Origin of the sequence: Streptomyces sp. NBC_00289 (assembly GCF_041435115.1) — a bacterium.
In the GTDB taxonomy this organism is placed as follows: domain Bacteria; phylum Actinomycetota; class Actinomycetes; order Streptomycetales; family Streptomycetaceae; genus Streptomyces.
Window position 1 is genome coordinate 712,462 of the sequence record NZ_CP108046.1, and the last position, 24,901, is coordinate 737,362.

Annotated in this window: 24 protein-coding genes and 1 pseudogene; 18 read left to right on the top strand and 7 right to left on the bottom strand. The window is 68.6% G+C overall.

Annotated elements, in window-relative coordinates; genetic code table 11:
- Positions 1-161 precede the first annotated feature (161 nt).
- The 7 genes from OG985_RS03865 to OG985_RS03895 all read left to right on the top strand — a co-directional run bounded on the left by OG985_RS03865 (position 162) and on the right by OG985_RS03895 (position 8,584).
- Positions 162-1,022, top strand: coding sequence for a radical SAM/SPASM domain-containing protein (locus OG985_RS03865; RefSeq protein WP_371666790.1), 861 nt, complete (start codon positions 162-164; stop codon positions 1,020-1,022).
- Positions 1,023-1,042: 20 nt separating this feature from the next.
- Positions 1,043-2,176, top strand: coding sequence for a protein-L-isoaspartate O-methyltransferase (locus OG985_RS03870; protein ID WP_371666791.1), 1,134 nt, complete (start codon positions 1,043-1,045; stop codon positions 2,174-2,176).
- A gap of 646 nt (positions 2,177-2,822) precedes the next feature.
- Positions 2,823-4,091: an IS256 family transposase gene (locus tag OG985_RS03875; RefSeq protein ID WP_331718661.1), complete on the top strand. Its 1,269-nt coding sequence runs from the start codon at positions 2,823-2,825 to the stop codon at positions 4,089-4,091.
- 258 nt (positions 4,092-4,349) lie between these two features.
- Complete coding sequence (locus tag OG985_RS03880; protein WP_371666792.1) at positions 4,350-5,522, top strand: tyrosine-type recombinase/integrase; 1,173 nt, start codon at positions 4,350-4,352, stop codon at positions 5,520-5,522.
- Complete coding sequence (locus tag OG985_RS03885) at positions 5,519-5,941, top strand: hypothetical protein (RefSeq protein WP_371666793.1); 423 nt, start codon at positions 5,519-5,521, stop codon at positions 5,939-5,941. Before OG985_RS03880 ends, OG985_RS03885 begins: the two co-directional genes overlap by 4 nt.
- 481 nt (positions 5,942-6,422) lie before the next feature.
- Entirely contained in the window at positions 6,423-8,027 is a 1,605-nt protein-coding gene (locus OG985_RS03890) for a hypothetical protein (protein WP_371666794.1), read from the top strand.
- Positions 8,024-8,584, top strand: a complete 561-nt coding sequence (locus OG985_RS03895) for a hypothetical protein (protein WP_371666795.1) — start codon at positions 8,024-8,026, stop codon at positions 8,582-8,584. The genes OG985_RS03890 and OG985_RS03895 overlap by 4 nt, the downstream gene beginning before the upstream one ends.
- A gap of 141 nt (positions 8,585-8,725) precedes the next feature.
- Here OG985_RS03895 and OG985_RS03900 read toward each other — a convergent pair whose 3' ends face one another.
- Positions 8,726-9,514 (bottom strand): SDR family NAD(P)-dependent oxidoreductase, encoded by a 789-nt coding sequence (locus tag OG985_RS03900; RefSeq protein ID WP_371666796.1) that lies wholly within the window; start codon positions 9,512-9,514, stop codon positions 8,726-8,728.
- 72 nt (positions 9,515-9,586) lie between these two features.
- On the opposite strand from OG985_RS03900, the gene OG985_RS03905 reads away from it, so the two are divergent.
- The 4 genes from OG985_RS03905 to OG985_RS03920 all read left to right on the top strand — a co-directional run bounded on the left by OG985_RS03905 (position 9,587) and on the right by OG985_RS03920 (position 12,842).
- Complete coding sequence (locus tag OG985_RS03905) at positions 9,587-10,201, top strand: TetR/AcrR family transcriptional regulator (RefSeq protein WP_371666797.1); 615 nt, start codon at positions 9,587-9,589, stop codon at positions 10,199-10,201.
- Entirely contained in the window at positions 10,198-11,001 is an 804-nt protein-coding gene (locus OG985_RS03910) for a maleylpyruvate isomerase family mycothiol-dependent enzyme (protein WP_371666798.1), read from the top strand. The genes OG985_RS03905 and OG985_RS03910 overlap by 4 nt, the downstream gene beginning before the upstream one ends.
- 500 nt (positions 11,002-11,501) lie before the next feature.
- The gene (locus OG985_RS03915) at positions 11,502-11,711 is read left to right on the top strand and encodes a DUF6207 family protein (protein ID WP_371666799.1); all 210 of its coding nucleotides are present in this window, start codon (positions 11,502-11,504) and stop codon (positions 11,709-11,711) included.
- 366 nt (positions 11,712-12,077) lie between these two features.
- Positions 12,078-12,842, top strand: a complete 765-nt coding sequence (locus OG985_RS03920) for an ATP-dependent DNA ligase (protein WP_371666800.1) — start codon at positions 12,078-12,080, stop codon at positions 12,840-12,842.
- A 774-nt stretch (positions 12,843-13,616) separates the two neighbouring features.
- Here OG985_RS03920 and OG985_RS03925 read toward each other — a convergent pair.
- Positions 13,617-14,293 (bottom strand): annotated as a pseudogene (locus tag OG985_RS03925) (hypothetical protein).
- A gap of 284 nt (positions 14,294-14,577) precedes the next feature.
- Positions 14,578-15,069, bottom strand: coding sequence for a lamin tail domain-containing protein (locus OG985_RS03930; RefSeq protein WP_371666801.1), 492 nt, complete (start codon positions 15,067-15,069; stop codon positions 14,578-14,580).
- 574 nt (positions 15,070-15,643) lie between these two features.
- Between OG985_RS03930 and OG985_RS03935 the strand changes: the two genes are divergently transcribed.
- Positions 15,644-16,225 carry a DUF6207 family protein gene (locus OG985_RS03935; protein ID WP_371666802.1) on the top strand — a complete coding sequence of 194 codons (582 nt, stop codon included), beginning with the start codon at positions 15,644-15,646 and terminating at the stop codon, positions 16,223-16,225.
- A gap of 674 nt (positions 16,226-16,899) precedes the next feature.
- Positions 16,900-17,484, top strand: a complete 585-nt coding sequence (locus tag OG985_RS03940) for a GNAT family N-acetyltransferase (protein WP_371666803.1) — start codon at positions 16,900-16,902, stop codon at positions 17,482-17,484.
- A gap of 344 nt (positions 17,485-17,828) precedes the next feature.
- Here OG985_RS03940 and OG985_RS03945 read toward each other — a convergent pair whose 3' ends face one another.
- Positions 17,829-18,524, bottom strand: coding sequence for a TetR/AcrR family transcriptional regulator (locus OG985_RS03945; RefSeq protein ID WP_371666804.1), 696 nt, complete (start codon positions 18,522-18,524; stop codon positions 17,829-17,831).
- A gap of 104 nt (positions 18,525-18,628) precedes the next feature.
- Between OG985_RS03945 and OG985_RS03950 the strand changes: the two genes are divergently transcribed.
- From OG985_RS03950 to OG985_RS03960, 3 genes are all read left to right on the top strand, one after another.
- The gene (locus OG985_RS03950) at positions 18,629-20,005 is read left to right on the top strand and encodes a serine hydrolase domain-containing protein (RefSeq protein WP_371666805.1); all 1,377 of its coding nucleotides are present in this window, start codon (positions 18,629-18,631) and stop codon (positions 20,003-20,005) included.
- Positions 20,006-20,269: 264 nt separating this feature from the next.
- A complete protein-coding gene (locus OG985_RS03955) occupies positions 20,270-21,163 on the top strand; it encodes a DUF3710 domain-containing protein (protein ID WP_371666806.1) in 894 nt (297 codons plus the stop codon).
- A 196-nt stretch (positions 21,164-21,359) separates the two neighbouring features.
- Positions 21,360-21,635, top strand: a complete 276-nt coding sequence (locus OG985_RS03960; RefSeq protein WP_371666807.1) for a hypothetical protein — start codon at positions 21,360-21,362, stop codon at positions 21,633-21,635.
- 177 nt (positions 21,636-21,812) lie between these two features.
- On the opposite strand, the gene OG985_RS03965 is transcribed toward OG985_RS03960, so the two are convergent.
- A complete protein-coding gene (locus tag OG985_RS03965) occupies positions 21,813-22,199 on the bottom strand; it encodes a MerR family transcriptional regulator (RefSeq protein WP_371666808.1) in 387 nt (128 codons plus the stop codon).
- 1,062 nt (positions 22,200-23,261) lie between these two features.
- On the opposite strand from OG985_RS03965, the gene OG985_RS03970 reads away from it, so the two are divergent.
- Entirely contained in the window at positions 23,262-23,546 is a 285-nt protein-coding gene (locus tag OG985_RS03970; protein WP_371666809.1) for a hypothetical protein, read from the top strand.
- A 9-nt stretch (positions 23,547-23,555) separates the two neighbouring features.
- Positions 23,556-23,774 carry a helix-turn-helix transcriptional regulator gene (locus tag OG985_RS03975; protein WP_371674253.1) on the top strand — a complete coding sequence of 73 codons (219 nt, stop codon included), beginning with the start codon at positions 23,556-23,558 and terminating at the stop codon, positions 23,772-23,774.
- Positions 23,775-23,851: 77 nt separating this feature from the next.
- Here OG985_RS03975 and OG985_RS03980 read toward each other — a convergent pair whose 3' ends face one another.
- Positions 23,852-23,974 carry a hypothetical protein gene (locus tag OG985_RS03980; RefSeq protein ID WP_371666810.1) on the bottom strand — a complete coding sequence of 41 codons (123 nt, stop codon included), beginning with the start codon at positions 23,972-23,974 and terminating at the stop codon, positions 23,852-23,854.
- 137 nt (positions 23,975-24,111) lie between these two features.
- The gene (locus OG985_RS03985) at positions 24,112-24,855 is read right to left on the bottom strand and encodes an SDR family oxidoreductase (protein ID WP_371666811.1); all 744 of its coding nucleotides are present in this window, start codon (positions 24,853-24,855) and stop codon (positions 24,112-24,114) included.
- Positions 24,856-24,901: the final 46 nt, after the last annotated feature.

A 24,901-nucleotide genomic window follows, 5' to 3' on the forward strand; every position in this document is an offset into this window, starting at 1 on the left:
CGCCGACCCCTGCCAGGTGGCCCGAACGCCGTCTGCCTGGTGCCCGCACGTCACGCATCAACGCCCAGCGCGGGGAGATGGCACCGAACCTCTCCCCACGGCGCGGCCACCGCTCCGCGCCAGGTCCCGAGAAGGTCCACGCGACATCGAGGAGATACACCATGACGACCGCAACCGACGAGGCTTTTGCCCGGCCGGCCGTGCCGGAATTCCTCGAGCTGGAGATCACCGGCACGTGTCAGTTCACCTGCCCGTCCCTGTGTTACGCCAAGGCCGGCCCCGCTGAAGGGCACGGCAGCATGACCAGTGACGACTGGAAGCGACTCATCAGCGAGGCAGCCGCCATCGGCGTGAAGAAGGTGCAGTTCATCGGCGGTGAACCGACCATGCACCCGGACTTCGAGGCGCTCGTGAATCGCGCCCTGATAAGCGGGCTCGCGGTGCAGGTCTACAGCAATCTCTACCGCGTCCGGCTCAATCACTGGCAGTTGTTCGAACACCCGAAGGTTTCCCTGGCGACCTCGTATTACAGCGACATGGCGGAGGAACACGAGCAGGTGACGGGTCGGAAAGGCTCCCACGCAGCGACCCGTGCGAACATCGTCCAGGCCATCAGCCTCGGCATCCCCCTACAAGTGGGAATCGTCAAAGTGTTTGAGGGACAACGCACAGCGCCGGCCCGCGATGAGCTGCTCGGCCTCGGCGTCCGCACGGTGAACACCGACCGCGCCCGCAGCGTCGGCCGCGGCGCGGTCCACCTCCCGAGCACCGCAGACCTGTGCGGCCGCTGCGCGGACGGACGAGCTGCGATCATGACCGATGGCACGGTCACCCCGTGCGTCCTCGGCCGCTTCCTGCCCACGGGGAACGCGAAAGACAACGGCCTCGCCATGGTGTTCCGCGGGCAGCAGTGGGCGGACACCGCCGCCCGCATCCCACCAAGCGCCGCCTCGGCCTGCCCGCCCGACGATTCCGGGGACTGCGACCCGGCCAACACCGAAACCTGCGACCCTGCGTACTAGACGAGAGGGCAGTTTAAGCGATGAATTGGCTCCCGCAGGCCCGGCACCTGGCCCACGAGGTCGTACGGCCGGAATCCCGCTGGCACACCGCCGTGGCCACCGTGCCACGGCACCAGTTCGTACCCCGATGGTGGGAACAGGACGGCGAGGTCTGGAATCTCCGCGCCGGCACCGATGATCCCGCCGCATGGTTGAAGGCGGCCTACAGCGACCAGACCCTGGTCACTCAGGTCGACGCCTGCCACGCCGACAACGCCAGCCCCGGCGACATCGTGCTCAGCGGCACGCCGACTTCCTCCTCGACGCTGCCCAGCCTCATCGTACGGATGTACCGGCACGCGATGATCTCCGACGACGACCAGCTCCTGGTGACTACAGGCTCCGGCTACGGCACGGCCCTGGCCTGCGCCCGGCTAGGCGACGGCCGCGTGACCAGCGTTGACGTCGACGAGCACCTGGTGAGGATCGCACAGGAACGCCTCGATGCGCTGGGCGACCACCCCCGTATTCAGGTCTGCGACGTCACCGGCCGGCTGCCTGGCGCATACGACAAGATCGTCTCCACGGTGTCCGTGCGGCCCGTGCCGGCCTCTTGGCTGCGGGCACTGCGGCCGGGCGGCCGACTGGTGACCGCCATCGCCGGCACCGGACTGATCCTCACCGCCGACAAGACCGCGGACGGCGGCGCCGTCGGCCGAATCGAGTGGGACCGGGCCGGATTCATGCGCACCCGCCATGGCAGGGTCTACGACCATCCCGCACAAGGAGACACCTGGAAAGGGGCGTCGGAGAGGGAGGGTGAGGAGACCTTCACCAGCCGCTACCCGCTGCTGTACCCGCCGGATGCGTGGGACGTGATGTCGATGCTGGAGCTCAAGCTCCCCGGCCTGGACTACCGCCGCGCCCAGGACGGCGACACCCGCACGGTGTGGCTACTGCATCCCGACGGCTCCTGGGCCCGCGCCACAGCCACCGGATTCCTCGACTCACCGATCGTCCACCAGGCCGGACCTCACCGGCTGTGGCCTGAGCTCGAGCGCATCCGCCACCGCCTCAACCGAGAGGGCGCACTGCCCGTCTACGGCGCTCATGTCACCATCGACCAGGACGGCACAACCACCCTCACCCGCGGGTCCTGGAAAACCACCCTGTAACCGCGTGATCCGCCCCGGTCGGGCGTGGTGGACAGCGGACTGCACCCTGCGCCTCACCACCTCCGGCGCTTTGGCGCCATCGGCCTCCACGAACTTCGCGACCTCCTCGCTCCGTTTGTCCCGCAACCGGTCGCGGTAAGTCTTCTACCGCACGTAGGCAAGGCCGTCGGTGGTCACGGTGGGACGTCCGCTCGTCGCGGAGACAACAATCTTGATGGTGTGCTTGCCCGCAGCAGACCAGTTCTTGGTCCAGAGGGCGGTGGCCGTCGGTCGTTCATGCCCTCCTGCACAAGCTGCCGCACGGTAGACCCAACTTACCCGCCGGGCGGGCCCATCCGACCGCGATGCACTGACCGGCACCCGCACTTGCTGGTCCCGTCCGTGTTCGCGGTCATCCACCAGCCACCCGGACCCGGAACAGGACGCCTTGATGAGCAGCACTCCCCCGCCACCGCCGATCAGCGAGCCGGACCCCGCCACCTTCACCTGCTCATGCAGCCTGGTCGGGGAGTGTCATGAATCAGGTGTGGATCTCCCCGAAGGAGTGAGCCTGATGAGTACGACGACTGGTCACCTGATCGAGACCGTGGAGGGCGTGTCGCTTGCCGAGGTCGGCGGTGGCGTCGAGGGTGCCGACGTGAAGTCGATGCCGGTGTCGCAGAATGGTCTGTCCAGTGAGCTGCTGGAGGAGCTGGCCGCGCTCGCGGCCGAGAAGGTCCGCGGAGAGGGACTGCGGCTGATGGGCGAGGGCGGCCTGCTGCCCGAGCTCGCTCAGCACCTGATGCAGTCCGCGCTGGAAGCAGAGATGGACCAGCACCTGGCCGACGGGGTCGGCCGCGTCGGCGGGCGCGGGTCGCGCTCGGGCGGCAACACCCGCAACGGCTACCGGAGCAAGAAGGTGATGACGGAGGTCGGCGCCGTCACGGTGCAGATCCCGCGAGACCGTCTGGGCACCTTCCAGCCCCGGCTGCTGCCCAAGTACGCCCGCCGCACTGGTGCGTTGGACGACCTGGTGATCTCGCTGACCGCAAAGGGCCTGACCTCCGGCGAGATCGTCTCCCATCTCGCCCAGACGTACGGGATGACGACAACGAAGGAGACCATCTCCACGATCACCGACAAGGCCCTGGAATCGATGGCGGAATGGCGCACCCGCCCGCTCGACGCGGTCTACCCGGTCGTCTTCATCGATGCCGTGCACGTCAAGATCCGAGACGGTCATGTCGCCAACCGGCCCATCTACGTGGCCATCGCGGTCACCGCCGACGGCTACCGCGAGATCCTCGGCCTGTGGGCCGGCGACGGCGGCGAGGGCGCCAAGTACTGGCAGACGGTGCTCACCGAGATCAAGAACAGAGGCGTCCGTGATGTGCTGATGCTGGTCTGCGACGGGCTCAGCGCCCTGCCCGACGCGGTGAACGCCGTCTGGCCCCGGACTGTGGTGCAGACTTGCGTGGTTCATCTCCTGCGCGCGAGTCTGCGGTATGCCTCACGCCGCGACTGGGCCGACGTCGCACGCGACCTCAAGCCCGTCTACACCGCTGTCAACGAGGACGAGGCCCGGGCACGGCTGACCGACTTCGACGACAAGTGGGGCAAGCGCTATCCGTCGATCGCCGGGACCTGGGAGCGGGCCTGGAGCGAATTCGTGCCCTTCCTCGGTCTGCCCGACGCGATCCGGCAGGTCGTCTACACCACGAACGCGATCGAGTCCCTCAACGCCCGCTACCGGCGCGCGGCCCAGGCCTGCGGACACTTCCCCAACGAGACCGCCGCCTTGAAACGCCTCTACCTCGCCACCCTCGCACTCGACCCCACCGGCCGCGGCCGCCAGCGCTGGAACAACCGCTGGAAAAGCGCTTTGAACGAGTTCGACGTTCTCTTCGACGGCCGCCTTACCGCCGGACGAGTGTAGGCCGACCAGCCCACCGAAAAACCTGTAGGCCAAACAGACGAACCACACCTGAATCCTGATAGACCCCCTGGTCGGCCCGTGCTCCGGTTGCCAGCGCCACACCCACAAGTACGGCGCCGGCCGCCTGCCCCTTTCTCTAGGGCGGATTCGGGTGTGGTGTGACGTGGGGTGAGGTGGGTTCGTTGAGCTCCTGGGACTCGTTCTCGGGGGGTGTGGCTCTGCGGCGGGTTGTTGCACAACTCGTGGCAGGAGATGCGGATGCGGGCGTTCCCCGTGGTGATGCCGTCCGAGCAGACGTACTGGACGCTCCTTGACGACGACCTGGAGGTCGTCCCTGTAGCTGATCGGTGGCTTCGGAATCTGCGGTTCGGGCGGGACCGGGCGGAGCTGACGACGAAGTCGTACGCCGGTGGTGTCGCGCTCTACCTGCGCTGGTGCCGGTTGACGCGTCGGGAATGGACGGCGGCCGGCCGGGACCTCGGGCTGTTCATGGTCTGGTTGAAGTACACCCCGGCGCCCCGGCCGGAGAGGGTGCCGGTTGTTCAGCCCGGGCCAGGAGCGAAGCCGGTGCGCAGTGAGGGGCGGATCAACCGTGTTCTGGTGGCGGTGCGGGGCCTGCTGTCGTACGCCGTGTCGGTGGGCGAGGCGCCCAGGTCGGTGCTCGGGCAGATCTACGAGCTTTCCGACAGCCGGGATCTTCCGGCGGAGGCGCAGGGCGAGGACGGCGGCCTGTTCTACCGGCTGCGGCCGGTGCACGCGGTGCGCGAGCCGGAGACGCGGGTCGACCGGGCCGAGGACACCGAGTTGGTGGCCATGTTCGGCGCGTGCCACAGCGCGAGGGACCGGCTCGTCGTCCTGCTGGTGAGCAGGGTCGGGCTGCGCCGCGGCCAAGCGTCCGGGCTGCGGCGCAGCGATATGCATCTGCTGCCGGATTCCCGTGCGCTGGGCTGCGACTACCCGGGTGCCCATGTGCATGTGCGGCGGCGGCGGGAGAACGAGAACGGGGCGTGGTCGAAGTCGCGGCACGCGTGGGTGGCTCCACTGGACTTCCTGGTGGTGTCCGCGCTCGACCTCTACTACGAGGAGCGGTACCGGCTGCTGGGGTCGGGTGGGAGTGACTTCCTGCTGGTGAACCTGTTCCGGGCCCCGCTGGGTGAGCCGGTGTCCCCGGAGGCGATCGGGGAGCTGTTGGAACGGCTGAGCGACCGGGCCGGGCTGGACAGGAGGGTGGGCGCACACATGGCGCGCCGCTCGTTCGCGTCGAACGTCGCCGATGCGGGCGGCGCTCCGGATGAAGTGGCCGCGGTGCTTGGGCAGAGGAGTCTCGACTCGCAGGGGCCGTACGTGTTTCCGGATCCGCAACGTGTGCGGGCCGCGGTTGACCGGGTGCCCTCTCCGCGCGGGCTCTGCGGCCCGGAGGTGGAACGGTGACGGGCGCGCGCGCCGCGATCCCGCCAGCTTACGAGACGCTGGCGGCCGATGAGCGGCTGGCGGAGATCCTCCGGGCGATGGACGAGGACTTTCTGGTTCTGTTGGGGTGGGACTGGAATCGGCGGGTGGTCACGTGGCCCCGGCAGCATCCGGTGATCGGTCTGCCGGACTGTCCCGTGCCGGGATGCCCCCTGGCGATCACTGTTCTGACGCGGCCGATGTGCGGCGGCTGCATGCTGCGGTGGAGCAAGTCCGACCTCCCCCTAGAGGAGTTCGTGCTCGTAACGAAGGCAGAAAGCCGTGGAGTGGGCCAGGTGCCGTGCGCGGTGCAAGGGTGCGAGCGGCCCGCCTCACCATTGCCGGCCTGCTGTGTGACGCGCACCGTGTTCAGCACACCACGGTCGGACTGCGTCCGTTGACCCTGGAGGAGTTCCTCGGCCATCCGAGCGTCACCGGGCTTGTCCGGCTCGGATCGTGCGAAGTCGCCGCGTGCTACCTCGACCGCACCGCCCGCACACCCCCGTACTGCAAGGCACACCTCAACCGCTTCTACCGGGCCCGTAATGTGCCTGGGTTTGACGAGGCGCACTGGCGCCGGACGGACAAGGCGATCTGCACCACGCGCGAGGCCAGCCTGCGCGGACTGCCCGACCAGCTCGTCGCAGAACTCCTTTTCGGCCTGTGGGTCCGCACCCGGCAAGGGTTCAAGTCCCGGCCCGAGTGCCTGCGCCAGCTGTACGACCGGCTGCGGCTTCACCAGGTACAGGAGCTTGCGGAGGTGACGGATCCGGCTGCTCACGGGCACAGCCGCGAGCAGGTCACGGTGATCCGGGCCTGGCAACGGGAGTTGCAGCTACTGAACATGACGCCGAGGCCGAACGTCTCAAGGACCGCTGGGACATGGTGGTCTTCGGACTGCCGGGCCACATCTCCTTCGCACCCGTACTGCAGGAACCACTGCGGGAGGCGATGAAGATCTGGGTGTACGACGACCTGCCCCGGCGCCGGAACAAAAACGCTGTCCAGCACACCCGCGCGGTCATCGCGGCCATGGGCATGCTCCCGGAAAGCCTGCGGGTACAGCGCGCGGACCACGGCGCGGTGCCCGCGGCCTGGGGCCGCAGCGACATCCTCGCGTTCACCGACCGCATGGGCTACTTCACCTCGACTGGGCAGCTCACGCCCCGACGGCGCCTGGCCTTCACCCGGTACGCCCGCCGGGTCCTGCTCCGCTTCCGCACCCTCGGCCTCACCGCGCCCGGACAGCTGTTGGCAGGGATGCCCGTCGACTTCGCGATCCTGCCCGAGGACATGCCCGACAAGCCCGAGGACACCGAGGCCGGCCGCGACCTCCCGGACGAGGTGATGCGTGCGCTGTGCGCGCATCTCGACGAGTTGGAGACCATGAGCAGCGTCGAGGTCCGGGTTGCAACCGAGCTGCTCATCGACACCGGGCGACGCCCCGACGAGATCAACACCCTTCCCCTCAACTGCCTGGAACAGGACCCCGACGGCTCCGACATCCTGGTCTACGACAACCACAAGGCATACTGCCTCGGGCGGCGCCTGCCGATCGGAACCGAGACGGCCGCGACCATCCGACGCCAGCAGCAGCGCGTCCGCGCACGCTTCCCCGCCGTCGACCCCGCCCGACTGCGGCTTCTGCCGCGTCCCAAGGTCAACCCAGAGGGCACCAAGCCGCTCGTGGAGATCTCTTCCTACCACCGGGCCTGGGTGACGTCCCTGCCCGACCTCCTCGTGCCCGTCGTCGTCAGCGCCGACGACGCCCGGGTGACCCAGCTGGTGCCGTTCGACAAGACCCGCGTCTTCCCTTACGCCTACCGCCACTGCTACGCCCAGCGCCACGCCGACGCCGGAGTCCCCGTCGACGTTCTCAAAGAACTGATGGACCACCGGCTGGTCCACACCACCATGGGCTACTACCGCGTCGGCGAGGAACGCCGACGCGAGGCCGTCGACCGGGTCACCGCCCTGCAGTTCGACCGGCACGGCAACCGGGTCTGGCGCACCGCGCAAAGCCTGCTGGACACCGAGCACGTCCGCCGCGCGATCGGCGAGGTGGCCGTCCCCTACGGCGTCTGCCGTGAACCGTCCAACGTCGCCGCAGGCGGCCACGCCTGCCCCCTGCGGTTTCGCTGCCTGGGCTGCGAGCACTACTCCACCGACGTCTCCTACCTCCCCGAACTCCAAGCCCACCTCGCCGACCTGCTCCGTAGCCGCGAACGCCTCATGTCCGCGTTCGAAGCCGACGACTGGGCCCGTAGCCAGGCTATGCCCTCCGAGGAAGAGATCCGCCGCGTGCGCCGCCTGATCGAACGCGTCCGGACCGGTCTCGACGACCTCACCCCGGAGGACCGCGCTCAGATCGAGCAGGCCGTCACCCTCGTTCGCCGCAGCCGCACCGTCATGCTCGGCATGCCCCGCGTCCACCAGCCTTTGCCCGACGTCCGCCCCAGGAGGATCCCGACGCGACCACACCGATGAGCGGCGGCCGCGAGGCCGGCACGGAACGCCGCCGTCTGCGCGTCCAGGACGCCATCACGACCGCCGTGCGCCACGGCACACCGCTGACCGCCTCGGCTATCGCCCGCGCAGCGGGTGTCGACCGCACCTTCCTCTATCGACACCGCGACCTGCTGGAAAGCTTGCGCACCACCGGCAGCCGCTGCGCTGAAACGCTTGGAGCGGGTCTGGACATCACCCAGGCGTCGCTGCAGGCCGATCTCGCCAACGCCAATGCCCGCGCCGGTCGCCTTGCAGGGCGGGTTCAGCAGCTGGAGGCACGTCTCTCTCAGCAGCTCGGTCAGCGGGCTTGGCAGGAGTCCGGACTCGGTGCCTCGGCTGACGTCTGTGACCTGCAGGCCACAGTGGCCCGTCTCGAACAGCACGTCGTGCAAGTGACCCGCCGGCTGGAGGAGCTGCAGGGCGATCTCGACGCGGCCAGATCCGCCAACCGGGAGCTGACCAGAGCACTTAACCAACGGGAGGTAGCGTCCCCGAGCCGGAGCCACCCTGAGGGGCCTCGACCAGGAAGGGGATGACGTGTCGCGGCGTTAGGCAGCGCGCTGAACTGCGAGGATGTGACCGAAGCGCTCCGCGTCCGTGGGCTGTGGGGTGACTTCTGTAATGGTCACGATGGTGGTCCCTTGCTGCTGGTGGGGACGACGGAGGAGCAGTGCCGGCTAGGGGCGGGCCATGCGGCCCATGATCCGGACGATCAGGCGGCGCGGCAGGATCTTGCTGGCGAGGGCGATCGGGCGGCCGTTGGTGATCACCGACGGGGGCGCGGAGCGGCGGTCGAGCGTGTCCAGGGCCATCTTGACGACGTGTTCGGGGGTGACTCGCTTCGCGCCGTAGTCGGCCGTCTCACTGCCGGCGGCGTCGTAGAACTCGGTCTTCGTGGCGCCGGGGCACACGGCCAGGACGCGCAGGCCGGTGCCACGGTTTTCTTCCCACAGCGATTCGGTGAAGCTGAGGACGAAGGCCTTGGTGGCGCCGTAGACGCTCAGGTACGGGGTCGGCTGGAAGCCCAGCAGGCTGGCGACGTTGATCAGGATGCCGGTGTCGGCGGAATTCAGCGGGTCGATGTAGGCGCGGCTGAGGTCGACCAGCGCGCTGACGTTCAGCGCGATCATGCTCTGCAGGCGGTCCGGGTCCTCGTCGGTGAGGGCGTTGTGGGTGCCGAAGCCGGCGTTGTTGACCAGTCCGGTGGCGTAGATGCCGCGCGATTCGAGTTCGGCGCGCAGGGTGCGGCCAGAGTCGGGCTGGCCGAGGTCGCGGGCGACGACGTGCACCGTGACGCCGTGGGCTCGGGTGAGTTCGTCGGCCAGGTCCTTGAGCCGGTCCGCGCGGCGGGCGACGAGTGCGAGATCCGCGCCGCGGCGGGCCAGTTGGTGGGCGAATTCCGCGCCGAGCCCGGAGCTGGCTCCGGTGACGATGACGGTCTGGCGGCGATAGTCAATTTTGCTCATAGCTGCACCATACGCACATGCTTGCACTGAGTGCAAGAAGATGCATCTCGCGAAGAGATGTACCATTGGTGCATGACCCGGAATCCGGCACCCCTTCGTGAGCAGACCCGCTCGGTGGTTCGCGCGCTCCTCGCCAAAACCGCCCTCGAACTGTTCGCCGCCAAGGGGTACGACGACACGACACTCGAGGAGATCGCCGCGGCAGCCGGTGTCTCCAAACGGACCCTGTTCAACTACTTCCGCAGCAAGGAGGACCTCGCCCTCAACGGCCTGTCCGAGCAGGGGGAACTGATAGCCGCGCGGCTCGCCGAGCGCCCGGCCGACGAAGACGTCTGGACCTCGCTGCGTGCGGCGTTCCAGGTGCTCGAGGAGATCGACCTCACCGCCGAGCGCCGGCTCGAGATGATCACGCTGCTGTTCGGCAACGAATCCCTGCGCGCCGGCCACGCCGAGAAGCAGGCCCGCTGGCAGGACCTGTTCGCACCGCTGATCGAGCCGCGACTGCCCGACTGTGACCACCGCGCACTGCAGGCCCGCGCGATCGCGGCCGCGGCGATCACCTGCCTCCAGGCAGCGACAGAAGAGTGGATGCGCCTGGGCGGGCAGGCCGACACCTTCGACCTCTACGACACCGCCGTACAGGCCATCCGCCGCCCCGCCTCACCACCAGAGACGACAACGACATGAGCAAGCGCCTGCCCCCCGCCGACCTGCCGAACATGGCCGCCGCCCTGCGCGCCGAACGCGCCGAGATGCTGGACTTCACCAGCAGCCTCACCGACGACGAATGGACCGCGCCCAGCGCCGCGGCCGGATGGCGCATCGCCGACGTCGTCGCCCACATCGGTGCGACGGCGCGGAGCTTCTACACACCCGCCGGGCTGCGCACGAGCTTCGCCGCCAGCCTCGAACAGGCGAACCAAGAACCCGTCGACCGACGGCGCCACTGGAGCCGTGCCAAGGTCGTGGCCGAGTACCAGCGCGCCGGCCGGCGAGCCACCACGCTCCTCGACGTCGTCAGACGCACACCCGCCGCCCGCGTACGGGCACCGATGGCCGAACTCGGCCGCCACCCCCTGGGTCTGCTGATCGGCGGCGCACTCGTCTTCGACCACCACACCCACCTGCGCCACGACATGGCCCCCGCCCTCGGCCGGCCCGTGCCGCCCACCGATGCCGACAGGATGCGCGCGGTCGTGACGTGGATGATCGCCGTACTGAGCAATCAGGTCGCGCAGGCACCGCTCGCCGGGCTCGACGCCCGCGTCGCACTGACCCTCACCGGCCCCGGCGGCGGCACCTGGTGGATCGACGAGGCAGGCAGCCTGGCTCCCTCCGACGGCCCGGTAGGCGCGCACATCACCGCCCCCGCACTGACCTTCCCCGACTGGGGCACGCAGCGCTCGTCCTGGCGCGACAGCGACGTGACACTCACCGGCGACACCGACCTCGCCGCCCGCTTCCTCGACACCGTCAACGTCATCTGACGTGGCATCAGAGGCCCGCCTCCCAGGCAGCCCCGGACCGCTTGTCCGCTCCTCTGGTGGCGGCGAGTTCCAGCCGGGGCATCACGGCTTCAAGCGCCTCGACGGCTTGTGATCGCCGGCCCACACCTCGCGCTGCCTTCTCAGGTGAGCAAAGTGAGTCTCCCTATGACAAGGCGCTATCGCTCGATTCAGCGATGGCGCCACACCTGTCGTGCCGGATATCCTCAACGACACCGACGCTGAGCTGCACTGAGTCATCGAACTCCGCCTCGCGCTACACCTCTTACCCCAGAGAAGCCCCTGTGCCAGTGGTGCCTGGCCACCGTTCAGAAGAACTGGGGCACCAGCGTCCGCTTCACCAGCAACCGACCGTAGACACCTGCTGGCACATGGTTCGACGGCGTCCGGCTGGAGGATCCATCTGCGGAGCGGTTGTGACACGACCGGGTGAAGACTGCACCATCGCAGAACCTCCGCGGCCGCCCACACGTATGCCCTGCATGGGACCGATCAACGAAGCACATGTGCAACAGCCGGGACTGGCCGTGGTGGAGATCGCTGCGGAGGACGACCAGACCGCCCTTGCCGTCCAGGAACTGCTCGCCACACGGTGGGCGACCGCAACAACCGACCGCACGACCCGAGATCCCGGACAGCCCGGCGTCCGGCTGCGCTGCTACCTCGACGTCCGCCAGGAGCTCACCACCTAGCACCGGACAACGCGAGGCCAGCAAGGTCCCGCAGGGCGCCGACCTGCCGTGGTCTGCGGAGGCCAGGTCACGGTCCGAGGTGCGCACACCGCCCGGATTGCGGACAGACGATCTTGGTGAGACATGGGCCTGTGACCTGGACGCCGCCAGAGCCGATGCTCGCCGCCCGCGTGCCCGACCCCACTCTGCGGCCCGGGTGGGCCGCGGAGCCGAAGTGGGACGGCTTCCGGGCCCTGGTCTCCGTTGATGCGTCCGGGTCGTGCTGCGCTCGAGGCGCGGCACCGAGATGCTGCCGGCGTTCCCGGAGGTCAGGGCCGGGGCCGCGCAGCTGCCGGACGCGACCGCGCTGGACGGCGAGCTGGTCGTGTGGGACGCCGCGGGCCAGCCGCCTTCGAGCAGCTGCAGCACCGGCTCCAGCGTCGCGGCGCCCAGGCGGACCGGGCCGCGGGCGAGTGGCCGGCCCACTTCGTCGCCTTTGATCTGCTGCGGCTGTCGGGGACCGACACGAGCAGCTGGCCGTATTGTCGGCGCCGGGCCGCGCTGGACTCGGTGTTCGCCGACCGCCAGCTGTCGGAGCCGTGGGTGCTGTCCCCGACGACCACCGAGGCCGACACCGTCCGCGAGTGGCTGACGTGGTCGTCGGTCGGCATGGAAGGTGTGGTCTTCAAAATGCTCGAAGGCGCATACCGTCCGTCGGAGAGGGGCTGGCTGAAGTACAAACCGCGCGAGACGACCGAGGCGATCGTCGGCGCGGTCACCGGCACCCTCGCCGCCCCGCGCACCCTGCTGCTCGGCCGGTACGACGACACCGGTCATCTGCAGTACACCGGCGGCACCACCACCCTCACCCAGACGGCAAGCAGCACAGTCGCCGCGCTAATCGCCCTAGCTCAGCCCGGTCATCCGTGGACAGGCCGGTCGTTCTCCGCCGGGTGGGGCAGCCGCGAGAAGCTGGACATCATCCTGGTGAACCCCACGCTGAGGGTGGAAGTCGGCGTCGACGTCGCCCGGTATGCTGCCGACCGGTGGCGCCACCCCGCCCGCTTCCACCGTGCCCGCCCCGACCTCACCCCCACCGGAGGTCGCCGCCGCACTGGCGGCGGCACGCGGCGGCCTCGCGGACGCGGCTGAGTGCGCGTCCCCGCGGACAACCCTCCGACAATTGCGCTCGCTTGTCCCCCCGAACCCCGCAGCGCAGTGAGCACGCGAAACAGCCCCGTCCGAGATCCGGGACGGGGCTGCATCGTAAGAACGTGGTCGTGAAGGGCGGTCGCCTACGCGGCGAAAGGCTCCATGAGGCTTCAGCCGAACGATCTTCCTCATGGGCTATAGGTGAGGCCCGGGGACACTGTCCCCTCCATAACCACACCCTCTACAACCAGGACCCAGCCGCGGATGTTCCCGACCCAGGTGCCGGCCTTCGCAACGCTCCGGGATGCGCTCCTGGACCAACTGGCGCTCCAGCCCTCCGGACAAACGCCAGCCCTCACCGCTCAACTCGACCAACCGTCTCCTGGCCGAGCCCGGCGCCTGGGCAGAGGTCTTTCACACGTTCCAGCGCGCCATTGCACTCGCCGCCGGCGCCAACACCGACGGCCCTCTCGCTCTCGCCGTCTGGGCCGAAACGACCCACGGCCCGACTTCGCCGAAGTCCCCCGGCTTGCTTTCCCTATCGCGTTTCCCGAGACCGGCCTCGGAAGGAGGACGTCTTGCGCCCAGCGGCTGGAACCGGCCCGCGGCACTGACCGTTTCGAGTCGAGTCCGCCCACCACCGCTGATCGAGGAGGAGTCCGGGCAGCCGCCCATTGCTGCATTGCGCGGGGCGCGGAAAAAGTTCTGATGCAGTGGGACTGCCTGCCAGTGATATGCGCTGCTATCTGCGTAGTGACGTCCGCCTTGCTGTGGTCAGGTCAGACCGAGGCTGCTGAGCGCGGTGGTCCAGTCGGTCACGATGGCCTGCTGCGCGGCGCCCAGGGTGATCTGGTGCTTGCCAGACGGCGGTGTGCAGCTTCGCCTCCACCGGGTCTTTCTTGTTGTTCACGCCGGAGCCGCTGCGGTGGCCGGGATCGGCCGGCTCCACCCACAGGTTGCGGTAGTCGTTGGGATCGCCACCCAACTGCAGGCTGATCAGGTGGTCGTACTCCGCGTCGCCCATCCTGCCTGTGAAGCCGTAGGAGGCCGCATTGAGGGTCTTTTCCTTGCCGGTGACGTAAGTGGAGGGACGGATACCGGAGGTGTAGCCGCCTTTGCAGCAGATCGTCGACTTCAGGTTCGCCTGCGTGACGGCCGGAGAGGTCGCACCGGGGGTGCAGGTCGGGTCTTCCAGCGGCTCACCGTGCTCATAACGGTAGGTGCAGGTACCGGCCCCCGGGCTGCTGCTGCACCGTGTACGTCTTCTGCGGGCCGGCGCCCACAGCGATCGACCGGACGGACGCGCTGCCCGCCGCGGATCCCGTAGGCGTGCCCGCTGCCGGACTTGCGCTGCCGGCCCCGCCCAGGCCGCCGAGGGAGTCCGGGGAGCAGCCGGCCAGGAGCAGACATGTGAGCAGCACGGACGGTGCGGCGCGATGGGCGAAGTGCATGACGATCCCTCAGCAGTGGGGAATAGCAGACGGGCAGATGCTCCCCTACCCGGCCATCGCCCCCCACGCGCGGGGTGGGACAGCACGCCCCGCAGAGCGGGAAAGGGAACCGGGTGAAAGCTGCGGTGCATGTCTTGGGCTGCTGGAGCGATCTGCAGCTACCTCCCCGGTAGGACCCTGTGGCGGGAGCGGTTGGGCGGCGCGCTGCCCGTCAGGGTGGCGCGCCGCCCGGTGTGGCCGGTGGCTGACCTGTTGGTGGCGGTCACCGGCGGGGTGGGCGTGGGTCAGTGGCGGTTGCCGCCGTGGTGGCGGTCGTGGCCCCAGGAGACGGCGTCGACGAAGCGGTCGCGGTCGTTGCGCAGGGTTGCGGTGTCGGAGTGGTTGTCCCACACGTAGCTGCGGCGGTCTTGGTAGAGGTCGGTGTCGGTGTCGCGGCCCACGCCGGTGTGGATGCGGACGGTGTCGCGGCCCTCGAGCCAGAAGCGGTGCTGGAAGGTGTAGGTGTGGCCGTCCTCGTCCGACAGGGTCCAGCCGTCGAGGTTGACCGCGCGGCGGCCGGTGTTGGTGAGCTCCACCCACTCCTTGTTCAACGAGCGGTTGGAGCGGTCGTCGAAGCCCGGGGAGTTGTACTGCACATCGCTGATCTCCACCGCGGGACGGTGCGGACGGGCGTGGTCGGTGGCAGACGCCGGCAGCGCCACCGCCCCTACCAGGGCCCCGGCCGCGAGAGCGGCGGCGGCCAGACGGCGGGCGGTCACAGAAACGGAAACGGACACAGAGTCCCCTTGCATCGTGCGGGCACCCTCCCCCGGCGGCCCAGACGGGGGCGCCGAACAGGAACTGGTGCGGAGTGTGGGTGACGGCCGGTTTCGACCGCCACCCGCACTCTGTCCACTCCGCGACGCAGATGTGCAGAAAACAGGGCCTCGGTTACCTATTGCCCATATTTCCGTGACTGTTGGATGCAGTGTCCATTTACGTCCTGCATGCTCGAGTTGACGAGCCAACAGCACGTGCATTCCTTCCGCACCTTGAGCTGCAGCTGCTGAACTCCGCACCACCAGAGGCGGCCCGCCACCCGAAAGTGAGTAACAGCAGGGCAGCGACATCGCCACGTCGACAGAGAGATTCCGTGGTGCCTGGCGGTGGGTGACCGGAGCGCGGCGGCGTCGTTGAACGGGATGCATCACCATTCGCCCCCCACGGGTGCAAGGCGGTAGAGGGTCCGCCCTGTGTCGGCAGACCCTCTGCCGCTCCGGACGCGGGTTCCGAGGCACCGCAGGCTGAGCTGGCTGGAGATTCCTGTGCCCGCGGCGTGCAGCCCAGGTCATCGCACAATGGGACCCGAAGGTGCCTCCACACCTGACCGGACCTTCCGGGCCGATCTGCCCGAGCCGCCCGCACACGGCCGGGCGAAGCGGCCCCGGCCGCAGAACCTCCAGGCGTGCGGGAACGGCTGGCCTTGCATGGGACCCGATCAACGAAGTGCACGTGCAACAGCCAGGGCTGGCCGTGGTGGAGATCGCGGCAGACGACGAGCAGACCCGCTTCGCCATCCAGGAACTGCTCGCCACACGGTGGGCGACCGCCACGGACCGCACGACCCGGGACCCGGGGCAGCCCGGCGTCTGGCTGCGCTGCTACCTGTACACCAGGAGCTCAACACCTAGCACCGGACAGCACGAGGCCGGCGAGGTCCTGAAGCCCCGCTCCCCTCGTGCCGCCGCTGGCCGCCATAGCCGCAGTCGCAACTTGCGGGTGTTGCCCTCCGACCAACGACCGCAGCCCACAGCCCACACACGCGTGTGGCTCCGGCCGGGTTCCCCGGCCGGAGCCACACGCGAAGAGCGTGGTCGTGATGTGCGGTCGCCTACGCGGCGAAAGGCTCTGCAGGGCTTCAGCCGAACGATGGTCCTTGCAGGCGAGAGGTGAGGCCCGGGGACAGTGTTCGCCAAGAAGGCTTCGGAAGAGTTCGCCAAGCTCGGCCGGACAGCGGCATCGACAGACGGGTTGGTCGTCCGCACGGTCCAGCCCCGGGCTCACCCTGCTGTCATCCGCGCAAGTGCGGGGCTGGTCAAGCAGTTGGACGAAGTGCGGGCCGAGCGGGACGAACTGGCCGTGGCCGACCGACAAGGTACCGGTGGTGGCGGTGGGGCAGGTCGCCGGGCAGCCGGTGCTGCTGGTGCCGCACCGCGCCCCGGGCACGGATGAGCAGGCCCTGCCCTCTGAGTACCGGAAGCTTCTGGAGCTCGTGCACGACGCGGATGAGCCGGTCATGGTCAAAGACGTGTCCCGGCGCTCGGCGTGGGCATCGAGGCACGACACACCGAGGCGACGCGTAGCAAGCTGAACCGGCTCGCCGGGCGGGGCTGGCTGCGCAAGACGCCCACCGGGCGCTTCCACCCACGCCCTGTAGCCCGGCGCATGACGTCCGTCCTAGAGCGTGCGCCGAAAGTGGATCAAGGTAGTGGTTGATCAATCGCGGCGAAATGAGGCGCTCACGCCTCGACCTGGTTTACCCGCTGCACCCCATCCGACGGGCCAGGCTCCCGATCTGGCATAAAGTGCCTGATCACATAGAGGGAGGGGGTGTTATCGTCCCTCGCATGGCTGAACTGATCGCTCCCACGGGACGGCTGCATTCCTCGTGGCTCGCGGCGCGTGACGAGTGGCAGCCTGGTGCTCACCAGGACGGGGCCGGCCTGCGTCTGGTTGGTGACGATGACCTCGACAGCCCGAAAGGGTTCGCCTCATGGGCCGAGCGACTGCGGCAGCAATCGGACCGGTCGCTGCCTGTCGGGGAAGGGCGCGTCCACGCCACCCACTGGTGGATCATCGACGGCGAGACGTACCTCGGGGCCATCGACCTTCGGCACTATCTGAACGCCATTCTGTTGGAAGGCGGCGGACACATCGGCTACAGCGTTCGGCCTTCTGCCAGGAGACGCGGACTGGCCACGTGGGCACTGGGAGCGGTTCTCCTCAAGGCGCCGGCGCTCGGTCTGGACCGGGTCCTCCTCACCTGTGACGATGGCAACGTCGGCTCGGCGCGCACCATCGAAAGCAATGGCGGCGTCCTCGAAGATGTGCGCAGCACCGAAACCGGGGACAAGCGCCGCTACTGGATCACTCTCGATGACGCTGGTCACAGCCATTCATTGATGGCCGCAACGAGGACGGTCGCCTCATAGCGGACGGCTAGCAGTCGTACCTCGTGGCCACGGCACCCTTGTAGTCCTCCGGTTCGAACTTCGGCGGGCTGCCAGGCTTCTTGCCCTACGGCAACAGTGGCTCCTGCACGGCCCATTGCTCGTCCGACAGATCTCCACGCGCCACAAACCGAGATCACGTCACGACCAAGATCCACTTTCGATACCCGCCCCAGCACCAGTCTGAGCGTTGCACCGAGTACGGAGTCAGTGCACCGCTCAGGGGCACGTCGGCATCCCCGTTCTGTCTCACCTCGCCTGCTCGTGCGTCGGCGCGAAGCCGGAAGGGGGCTGTGGGCTGGGCGGGCGGGTGTTGTCCGGGGCGGTCACTCGCGCCGGCTGGCGCGGTCGGCAGTGAGGCGGGCCTCGAAGCCGTCGAGGAGGGACTGAAGGCCGAACGCGAAGGTGTTGTCGGGCGCTGCGGCGTACTCCGTGGCAGCCGTGGTGTCGAGGCGTTCGCGCAGGCGCGGGAATTGCATGGCGGTCTCGGTGGCGCGCGTCATGGCGTCGGCCATCAGTTGCTCGGCGTCTGCGCCGTTCTTCCTCAGCCGGCGGTTCAGCGAGACCTGCGCGGCAGGGCCGAGCGCGCTGCCGAGCACGAAGGTGAACACGGTGGCAGCCGCCCAGTCCGCGTCGGCGGCGGCGAAGCCCGCCTTTTCATAGATGGCGAGGCTGAGGTCGTTGTGCCGGGCCTGGCCGGGTCCGTGCAGGAGGTGGCTGCCGAATGCCTGGACGAGCCAGGGGTGCTGGGTGAGCATCGCGTGCATGCCGGAGGCGTGGGCGGTGGCGGCCGTGCGCCAATCGGTGGCGTCGAGATCGGGCAGCTCGACCTCGTGCCAGATCGCGTCGCTGGCGAGTCGGACCAGATCGTCCTTGGTCTTGATGTGCCAGTAGACGGCCGTGGCGGCCGAGCCGAGCCGTTTCGCCAGGCTGCGCATGTTGAGGCCGTCCAGTCCCTCGTCGTCGAGCAACTCGATGGCCGCACGGACGATCCGGTCTGCGGTCAGTGTGTCTCGCGGCATGGCCACCACCCTACTTGCACTTAGTTCATGCCAAGCCTTGCACTTTGTTCGAGTGGCGGTTTACGGTGCTCTCGTACTTAGTTCAAGTGGCCGAAGGGGGAGCAATGTCGCAGGACAAGCTGTCGGAGTTCGTCAAGGCGCAGGCCACGGAGCTCGCAGTGCCAGGTGTCGCCGTCGGGGTGCTCCTGGACGGCCAGGAGATCTACGCCTCACACGGCATGACGAGCCTCAGCAACCCGCTGCCGGTCGACGCGAAGACACTGTTCCCTCTGGCGTCGGTGTCCAAGACCTTCACGGCGACCGCGCTGATGCGCCTGGTCGCCGAGGGGAAGGTGGACCTGGACGCGCCGGTGCGGCGCTACGTCCCCGAGCTGAAGCTCGCCAACGAGCAGGCCGCAGCGCAGATCACCGTCCTGAACCTGCTCAACCACACCGCGGGCCTGGACTGGAACCTGATCGACGACGGCGAGGGCGACCGCTCCCTGGCCGGGCTCGTGGCGAAGTTGCCCCAGCTGCCGCTGATCGCACCGCCCGGGGCCCGCGCCTCGTACAGCCAGGCCGGATACAACCTGGCCGGGCGGATCATCGAGAAGGTCACGGGCCTGCCCTTCGAGCAGGCCATGACCTCGCTCGTCCTGGAGCCGATGGGCCTTGCGGACACCGTGTACGGCCTGTCCGAGGTGATGGTCCGCAAGTTCGCTGTGGGCTACAACCGCGGCGACGACGGCGAACTGCATCCCGCCCGGCCCTGGGGAGCGTTCAAGGAGGGCGCGCGCGGCGACAACCCCGGTGGCGGCCTCGCCTCCTCGGTGAGCGATCTGCTGCGCTGGGCACGATTCCAACTCGGCGACGGCGATGGCGTCTTGCCCTCCCAGGCGCTGCACCGCATGCGGGAGCAGACGGTCGAGCTGCGCGCCAGCACGCTCGGCAACGGCTTCGGCATCTGCTGGTTCCTGCACGACCTGGACAGCCTCCACGGGATCGGCCACGGCGGCTCGGGTAACGGCCAGTTCGCCGAGCTGCTCATCGTGCCCGAGCGCAACTTCGCGGTGGTCTCCCTGGCCAACGCCGGCCCGGACGGCTACCCCTTCAACCAGTCCGTCGTGCGGTGGGCGATCGAGCACTACCTCGGCATCGTCGAGAAGGCGACGGAGCCGGTCCCGTACGACGAGGGACAGGCCCAACAGGTCGTCGGCCGCTACGAGATCGACGCCATGAACCTCGACATCGCCACCGACGGCACCCGCCTCACCCTGGCGGTCGGGATCAAGCCGGAGATCCGCGAGGCATCGGACGAGGAAATGCCCCCGGACTACCCGGCCGCGGACATCGGCTTCCTTCCCGGCGACGGCGACGAGTACATCGTCACTGAGGGCGGCCTCAAGGGGCAGCGCGGCTACTTCTCCCGCGACGTCAATGGCGCAGTCACAGGCGTCGACCTCGCCAGCCGGCTCTTCAACCGTGTAACGGAGGCATCCTGATCCAACGCAGGAAGGGCGGTCCCGACCGGCCGCCCGTACTCACGGACACGACCCGTCTCCGCGGCAACGTTGGTGCGCTCTCGTCGGTACGGGGTGGTGCACATCCACCCGTAGGCCGACAACGCCCGGCGTGGCCGGTTCCGGGCGCAACACACGTGCCTTCGGCAGCAGTTGACGAAGGTTCTATCTTGCTGGCCCGAGGGGTCCAGATGTTCAGGGGATGGTGGAATGGGCGAGGCAAGTGACGCTGCACGCTCGGTAGTCGTGCAGTTCCGGCGCGACGGATTCGTCGCGCCGGAGAGCGTGGAGCGTGCGGAGTTCGACGTCTGGGACCGGATGACCCCTGGCCTGGTACTGCTCGTCGCCTATCAGATACTGGTCAAACTGCGTGAGGAGGACGGCCGGACCGACCCCGGTCGTCCGGCGCCCGGGTCGGACGAGGAAACGGCCGAGTTGATGGCCAGGGCCATGCTGGGGGACGAGGCGGCGGCTTCGGAGACCTCACGACGCGACCTGATCACCCTCGACCGACTGCTGGAGCTCCTGGTCTCCGTGATCGCCGAGGAGTCGCTGTCCGAGGAAGCGGTGGACGCCCTGCTGGAGGCCGCGGAGGAGAGCTGCCTTGTCGTCGGGCCGTGGGACGAGAGGGACGACCGTCGGCCGCAGAGTGGCGAACTGATCGATCTTGGTGGCCTGTTGGTGCCGACGGAGCCCGGTCTGAAGATCGAGCTCATGTCGTCCCGCGAGGACGGCTCCCTCGCCGGCGTCACCGTCATCCGCGGCCGGACCGCGATCCAGCTCCAGGCGTTCCGCGCACTCGGGGACACCTCCTGGGCGAGTGTCCGTGAGGATCTGGCCCGTACGATGCGCCGCCGGGGCGGCTCCGCGGAGGAGCGCGTCGGCCCCGCGGGGCCCGAACTCCAGGCCATCGTGCGGATCCATGGACCTCCCGGCAAGGACCGCCAGACCGCGCGGGTGCTGGGCCACGACGGCCCGGGGTGGATCCTGCGCGGCTTCGTGACGGGCGTCGGCGCGGAACCCGACAGCACCGAGGAGTGGCCCTACGCCACGTTCCAGGGCACGGTGGTCCGCCCGCCCTCCACTCCCTCGGCCACCGACGCGCTGATCCGGCTGCGGTGGCCGGAGTCGGGGGTCTGAGCATGCGACCACACAGGGGCTGCCGTTCCCGCATCGCCGTCGTCGCAGCCGCTCACTCCAGTAGTTACGCAGCCATCGGTCATCTGGCCTTCTGGCCGCGCTGCCCGCCCCCACCGCGGCCGGAGAACGCTTCTGGTCCAACCTGTGGAGGTCCTCGGGCACCGCCTACCTGCTACCTGCCAACATCAAGGCCAAGGTGCTGCAATCCCTGGCAGGCGAAGGAACCGCCCTGGCCCGACAGATCCTCTCGGCCATCGATGAGATGACCCCGCCCCAGCGCCTCGCAGCCGGGGAAGTGATCGGTCAAGCCCTCGCCGAGTCCGACCGTCTTCCCGACCTCAAGACACAAGTCATCGGGGAATTGTGGCTCCGCGATCTCGAACTGACCGCCTGGCACGTCCTGCACGCCGACCACAGGTGGGACGATCCCGCCGGACGTAAAGCATTCCTCGACGCCTGGACAAGCCTCTGAGCCTCTACTCCTTCAACGCTCCGACATCCGCACCGGCATACGGCGCTGGAGCCGCCAAACGGCGTGCCACCCGGCCTCGCCCCGAGCAGCCAGGCCTGCCGGCAGCCCGAGACGCGAGAAGCATCCGCGTCGTGTATCTCTGCCGACGCGGCGGGAGTGTACCTAGCGGCACGGCTTTTACCGTGCCGTCTGGCGTCCGGAAGCGGTGGTGGGCGCGGTCCGGCGGGAGCGCGTGGGCGGTGTGTCGGGCGCCTGGCCGCTTCGGGCGTGGGCGGCGTTGATGCGCTGGGCTTCTTCGAGTTGGTCTTCGAGGATGACGATGCGGCAGGCGGCCTCGATCGGGTTCCCCTGGTCGACGAGTTCGCGGGCGCGGGCGGCGATGCGCAGTTGGTAGCGGGAGTAGCGGCGGTGGCCGCCCGGGGAGCGCAGCGGGGTGATGAGGCGGGCTTCGCCGATGGCGCGCAGGAAGCCCTGGGTGGTGCCGAGCATCTCGGCGGCCCGGCCCATGGTGTAGGCGGGGTAGTCGTCGTCGTCGAGACGGCCGTAGGAATCGTCTGCTGTCATCGCACCTCTTCGTAAAACGCGTCGAGGGGCCCTGGTGCCGTACCGGCACCAGGGCCCCGAAGGAACTGTCACACCATCTGCCGGCCCTCATGCTGCGCCGGCCTTCTGTTTCCGCGGGCCCGGCCTGAACGCTGCCGGGAGTGCGGGGATCGCGAATGCGTGACCGGAGACCACCTCACTATCGATGTCCTGCGGTACCCGGGCCCATGCATTCCGCCCGGGCGATCCTGATGGCGCTCAACCCCTCCGTTCTTCCCTCTGGATCAATCACTTGCCAAACCGGTACTGCGTACTGCTGGTGGCCTTCAACAGCGCCACGTTTCGACAGCCAGCCCCGTCGCCCGTGCTGCACCTGCTCTGGCTTGGAACCCCGCTGCCGAACCTCCCGGTGCGCGCGCCCGCAGCCAGACGCCTTCACCGGGGAACCACTCGAAAACCGTGCTGCTGGTACTGCGGTACCGCTACGGCGGCCCCTGATCACTGCGGGCCACCCGGTCCGGCCGTCAGTCCCGTCGCCGTCCTAAGACCACGCTGGCTTCGGAACTCCACCGCCGTACCGTCTTGCGCACTGCAACTGCGTACTGCTGCCCGGCAGTTCATCTCTGCCGGGCCCTTCTCGATCTCGGCTACGAGAGAAACCATAGCCGCACGATCACCCAATGTCTACTTCAGCCAGGATAGATTTTTGCGTTTCCGACAGCGAGGTAATCACCACCGAGCGTTATGCGTTTCCCGGCCCTGCATGGCCAGGGCACCCCGGTAGCCCGCACCGGCAGGCTCGGCCGGCACGCGGCACTCCTGCCGCTGCCGAAAATGCAGTGGGCGGCGGCGGTGCTCTATAACGGCTTCGGAGATACGAGGAGGCCTACGCGGCTGCCAAGCGCGGTTGTGAGAAGCCACAGGAACTCGGCCTGTACCTCCAGTCGATGGTTGAGCTCATCGAGGCATCAGCACGACTCGGAAGCCCGGAACACGCAACCGAGACGGGCCAAACAATCCACGACATGGCGCTGGCCAGCGGCACCGAATGGGCTCTTGGCACCTCGGCCAGGGTCAGTGCTGGTGAGCGACGGGCAGGCCGCCGACGCTCTGTACCGCCAGGCGATCGAGCGGCTCGGCAACGCCGAGGTGCGGACGGAGCTCGCACGCGTCCAGCTTCTCTACGGTGAGTGGCTTCGCCGCGAGAACCGCCGCGCAGACGCCCGTGCTCACCTGGCCGCCGCCCACGAAATGCTCAACCAGGTCGGGGCCGAGGCGTTCGCGGGGCGTGCGCGACGCGAGCTGCAGGCCACGGGAGCGAAGGTTCGTAAACGCACCGCCCCGACGCATGGAGCCCTCACTCCGTAGGAAGCGCAGATCGCTTGCCTCGCCGGCGACGGGCTCACGAACCCCGAGATCTGCGCCCAGTTGTTCATCAGTCCCCACGCCGAATGGCACCTCCGCAAGGTGTTCTCGAAGCTGGGCATTTCCTCCCGCAGGGAGATCCGACCAGGCAGCTCGAAGGCGAAGCGACGTCGGCCTAAATGCTCACCGACTCGCGTTCCCACGCCGGCGCCTGGGGCGATTCCTCCTTGACCGGAGTTGCTCACGTTCTCTCCCAGATGTCATGCGGGCGAAAGCCGGTACGGAGCGGCCGAGACGGCTGTCATGCGTCAGTCGACATCCACCAGTTCCCTCCGCAGTTGGGTGACGCGGGTCTGCAGTTCGGCCGCTTCTGCGGTCAGCGCCACCATCGCGACCGCGATATCGGTGCGTCCTTCATGGGTTTTGGCCATGGTGCTCCTGTGCTGTCGCCGCGTTGCCATGGGCAACCGAAGACACGTGTCGATTGCCTTGCGGCGGAATCCGGTGAGCCGTTCCCCGAAAGGATCGGGTGCCCCGTCCCGGAGAAAAGGGCCACCCGAATCGATGTCTACTGCTGCGCGAGCCAGTCGGCGAACCTCGTGCCGGCGATGTGTGCGTCGGTACCCGGCAGAAGCGTGGTCTCCTCCAACTCGGCGCCCCAGTACGTCGCCTGCGGGTCGGTGACGATCTTGCGGGGGTCGTTCTGGGCGCTGAGTCCCATGCGGATGAACTGCTCGAGCTGGAACGCTTCGGGACCGGCGACCTCGACCACGCCGCAGACAGGGTCCCCGACCGCGGTGAGGCCGACGGCCGCGGCCACGTCGTCGGAGACGATGGGCTGGATCTTGGCATCGGGCAGGCGCACGGTGTCACCCTCGGTGACCCCGTCGGCGAGTCCCTTCGCGAACTCGAAGAACTGGGTGGCGTGCACGATGGAGTAGGGGTTGCCGGACGCCCTGATCAGGTCTTCCTGGGCCTGCTTGGCGCGGAAGTATCCGCTCTCCTGGAGGCGATCGGTGCCGACCACGGACAGTGCCACGTGATGCGCGACGCCCGCCTCGATCTCCGCCTTCAGCAGATTGGTCGTCGATGTGTGGAAGAAGTCCATGACGGCCTCGTCCTCGAACGAGGGCGAGTTCGACACGTCGACCACCACCGACGCACCCTGCAGGACTTCGGCCAGCCCCTCACCCGTCAACGTGTTGACGCCGGTGCTGGGCGCCGCCACGACCGCCTCGTGCCCGTGCTCGCGGAGCCTGGCGACCACCTTCGAGCCGATGAGCCCGGTTCCACCGATTACTACGACCTTCATGACGGGGTTCCTTTCGGGTTTCCCTGGTGCCTGTAGCAGTAGAGAC

What these genes read in the sequence shown, in the direction of transcription:
- OG985_RS03895 (WP_371666795.1), top strand. Translation starts at nt 8,024, where the DNA reads ATGAGCGGCGGCCGCGAGGCCGGCACGGAACGCCGCCGTCTGCGCGTC.
- OG985_RS03865 (WP_371666790.1), top strand. Translation starts at nt 162, where the DNA reads ATGACGACCGCAACCGACGAGGCTTTTGCCCGGCCGGCCGTGCCGGAA.
- OG985_RS03905 (WP_371666797.1), top strand. Translation starts at nt 9,587, where the DNA reads ATGACCCGGAATCCGGCACCCCTTCGTGAGCAGACCCGCTCGGTGGTT.
- OG985_RS03980 (WP_371666810.1), bottom strand. Translation starts at nt 23,974, where the DNA reads ATGGCCAAAACCCATGAAGGACGCACCGATATCGCGGTCGCGATGGTG.
- OG985_RS03950 (WP_371666805.1), top strand. Translation starts at nt 18,629, where the DNA reads ATGTCGCAGGACAAGCTGTCGGAGTTCGTCAAGGCGCAGGCCACGGAG.
- OG985_RS03900 (WP_371666796.1), bottom strand. Translation starts at nt 9,514, where the DNA reads ATGAGCAAAATTGACTATCGCCGCCAGACCGTCATCGTCACCGGAGCC.
- OG985_RS03910 (WP_371666798.1), top strand. Translation starts at nt 10,198, where the DNA reads ATGAGCAAGCGCCTGCCCCCCGCCGACCTGCCGAACATGGCCGCCGCC.
- OG985_RS03870 (WP_371666791.1), top strand. Translation starts at nt 1,043, where the DNA reads ATGAATTGGCTCCCGCAGGCCCGGCACCTGGCCCACGAGGTCGTACGG.
- OG985_RS03915 (WP_371666799.1), top strand. Translation starts at nt 11,502, where the DNA reads ATGGGACCGATCAACGAAGCACATGTGCAACAGCCGGGACTGGCCGTG.
- OG985_RS03890 (WP_371666794.1), top strand. Translation starts at nt 6,423, where the DNA reads ATGGTGGTCTTCGGACTGCCGGGCCACATCTCCTTCGCACCCGTACTG.
- OG985_RS03940 (WP_371666803.1), top strand. Translation starts at nt 16,900, where the DNA reads ATGGCTGAACTGATCGCTCCCACGGGACGGCTGCATTCCTCGTGGCTC.
- OG985_RS03965 (WP_371666808.1), bottom strand. Translation starts at nt 22,199, where the DNA reads ATGACAGCAGACGATTCCTACGGCCGTCTCGACGACGACGACTACCCC.
- OG985_RS03880 (WP_371666792.1), top strand. Translation starts at nt 4,350, where the DNA reads ATGCGGGCGTTCCCCGTGGTGATGCCGTCCGAGCAGACGTACTGGACG.
- OG985_RS03875 (WP_331718661.1), top strand. Translation starts at nt 2,823, where the DNA reads ATGCCGGTGTCGCAGAATGGTCTGTCCAGTGAGCTGCTGGAGGAGCTG.
- OG985_RS03985 (WP_371666811.1), bottom strand. Translation starts at nt 24,855, where the DNA reads ATGAAGGTCGTAGTAATCGGTGGAACCGGGCTCATCGGCTCGAAGGTG.
- OG985_RS03945 (WP_371666804.1), bottom strand. Translation starts at nt 18,524, where the DNA reads ATGCCGCGAGACACACTGACCGCAGACCGGATCGTCCGTGCGGCCATC.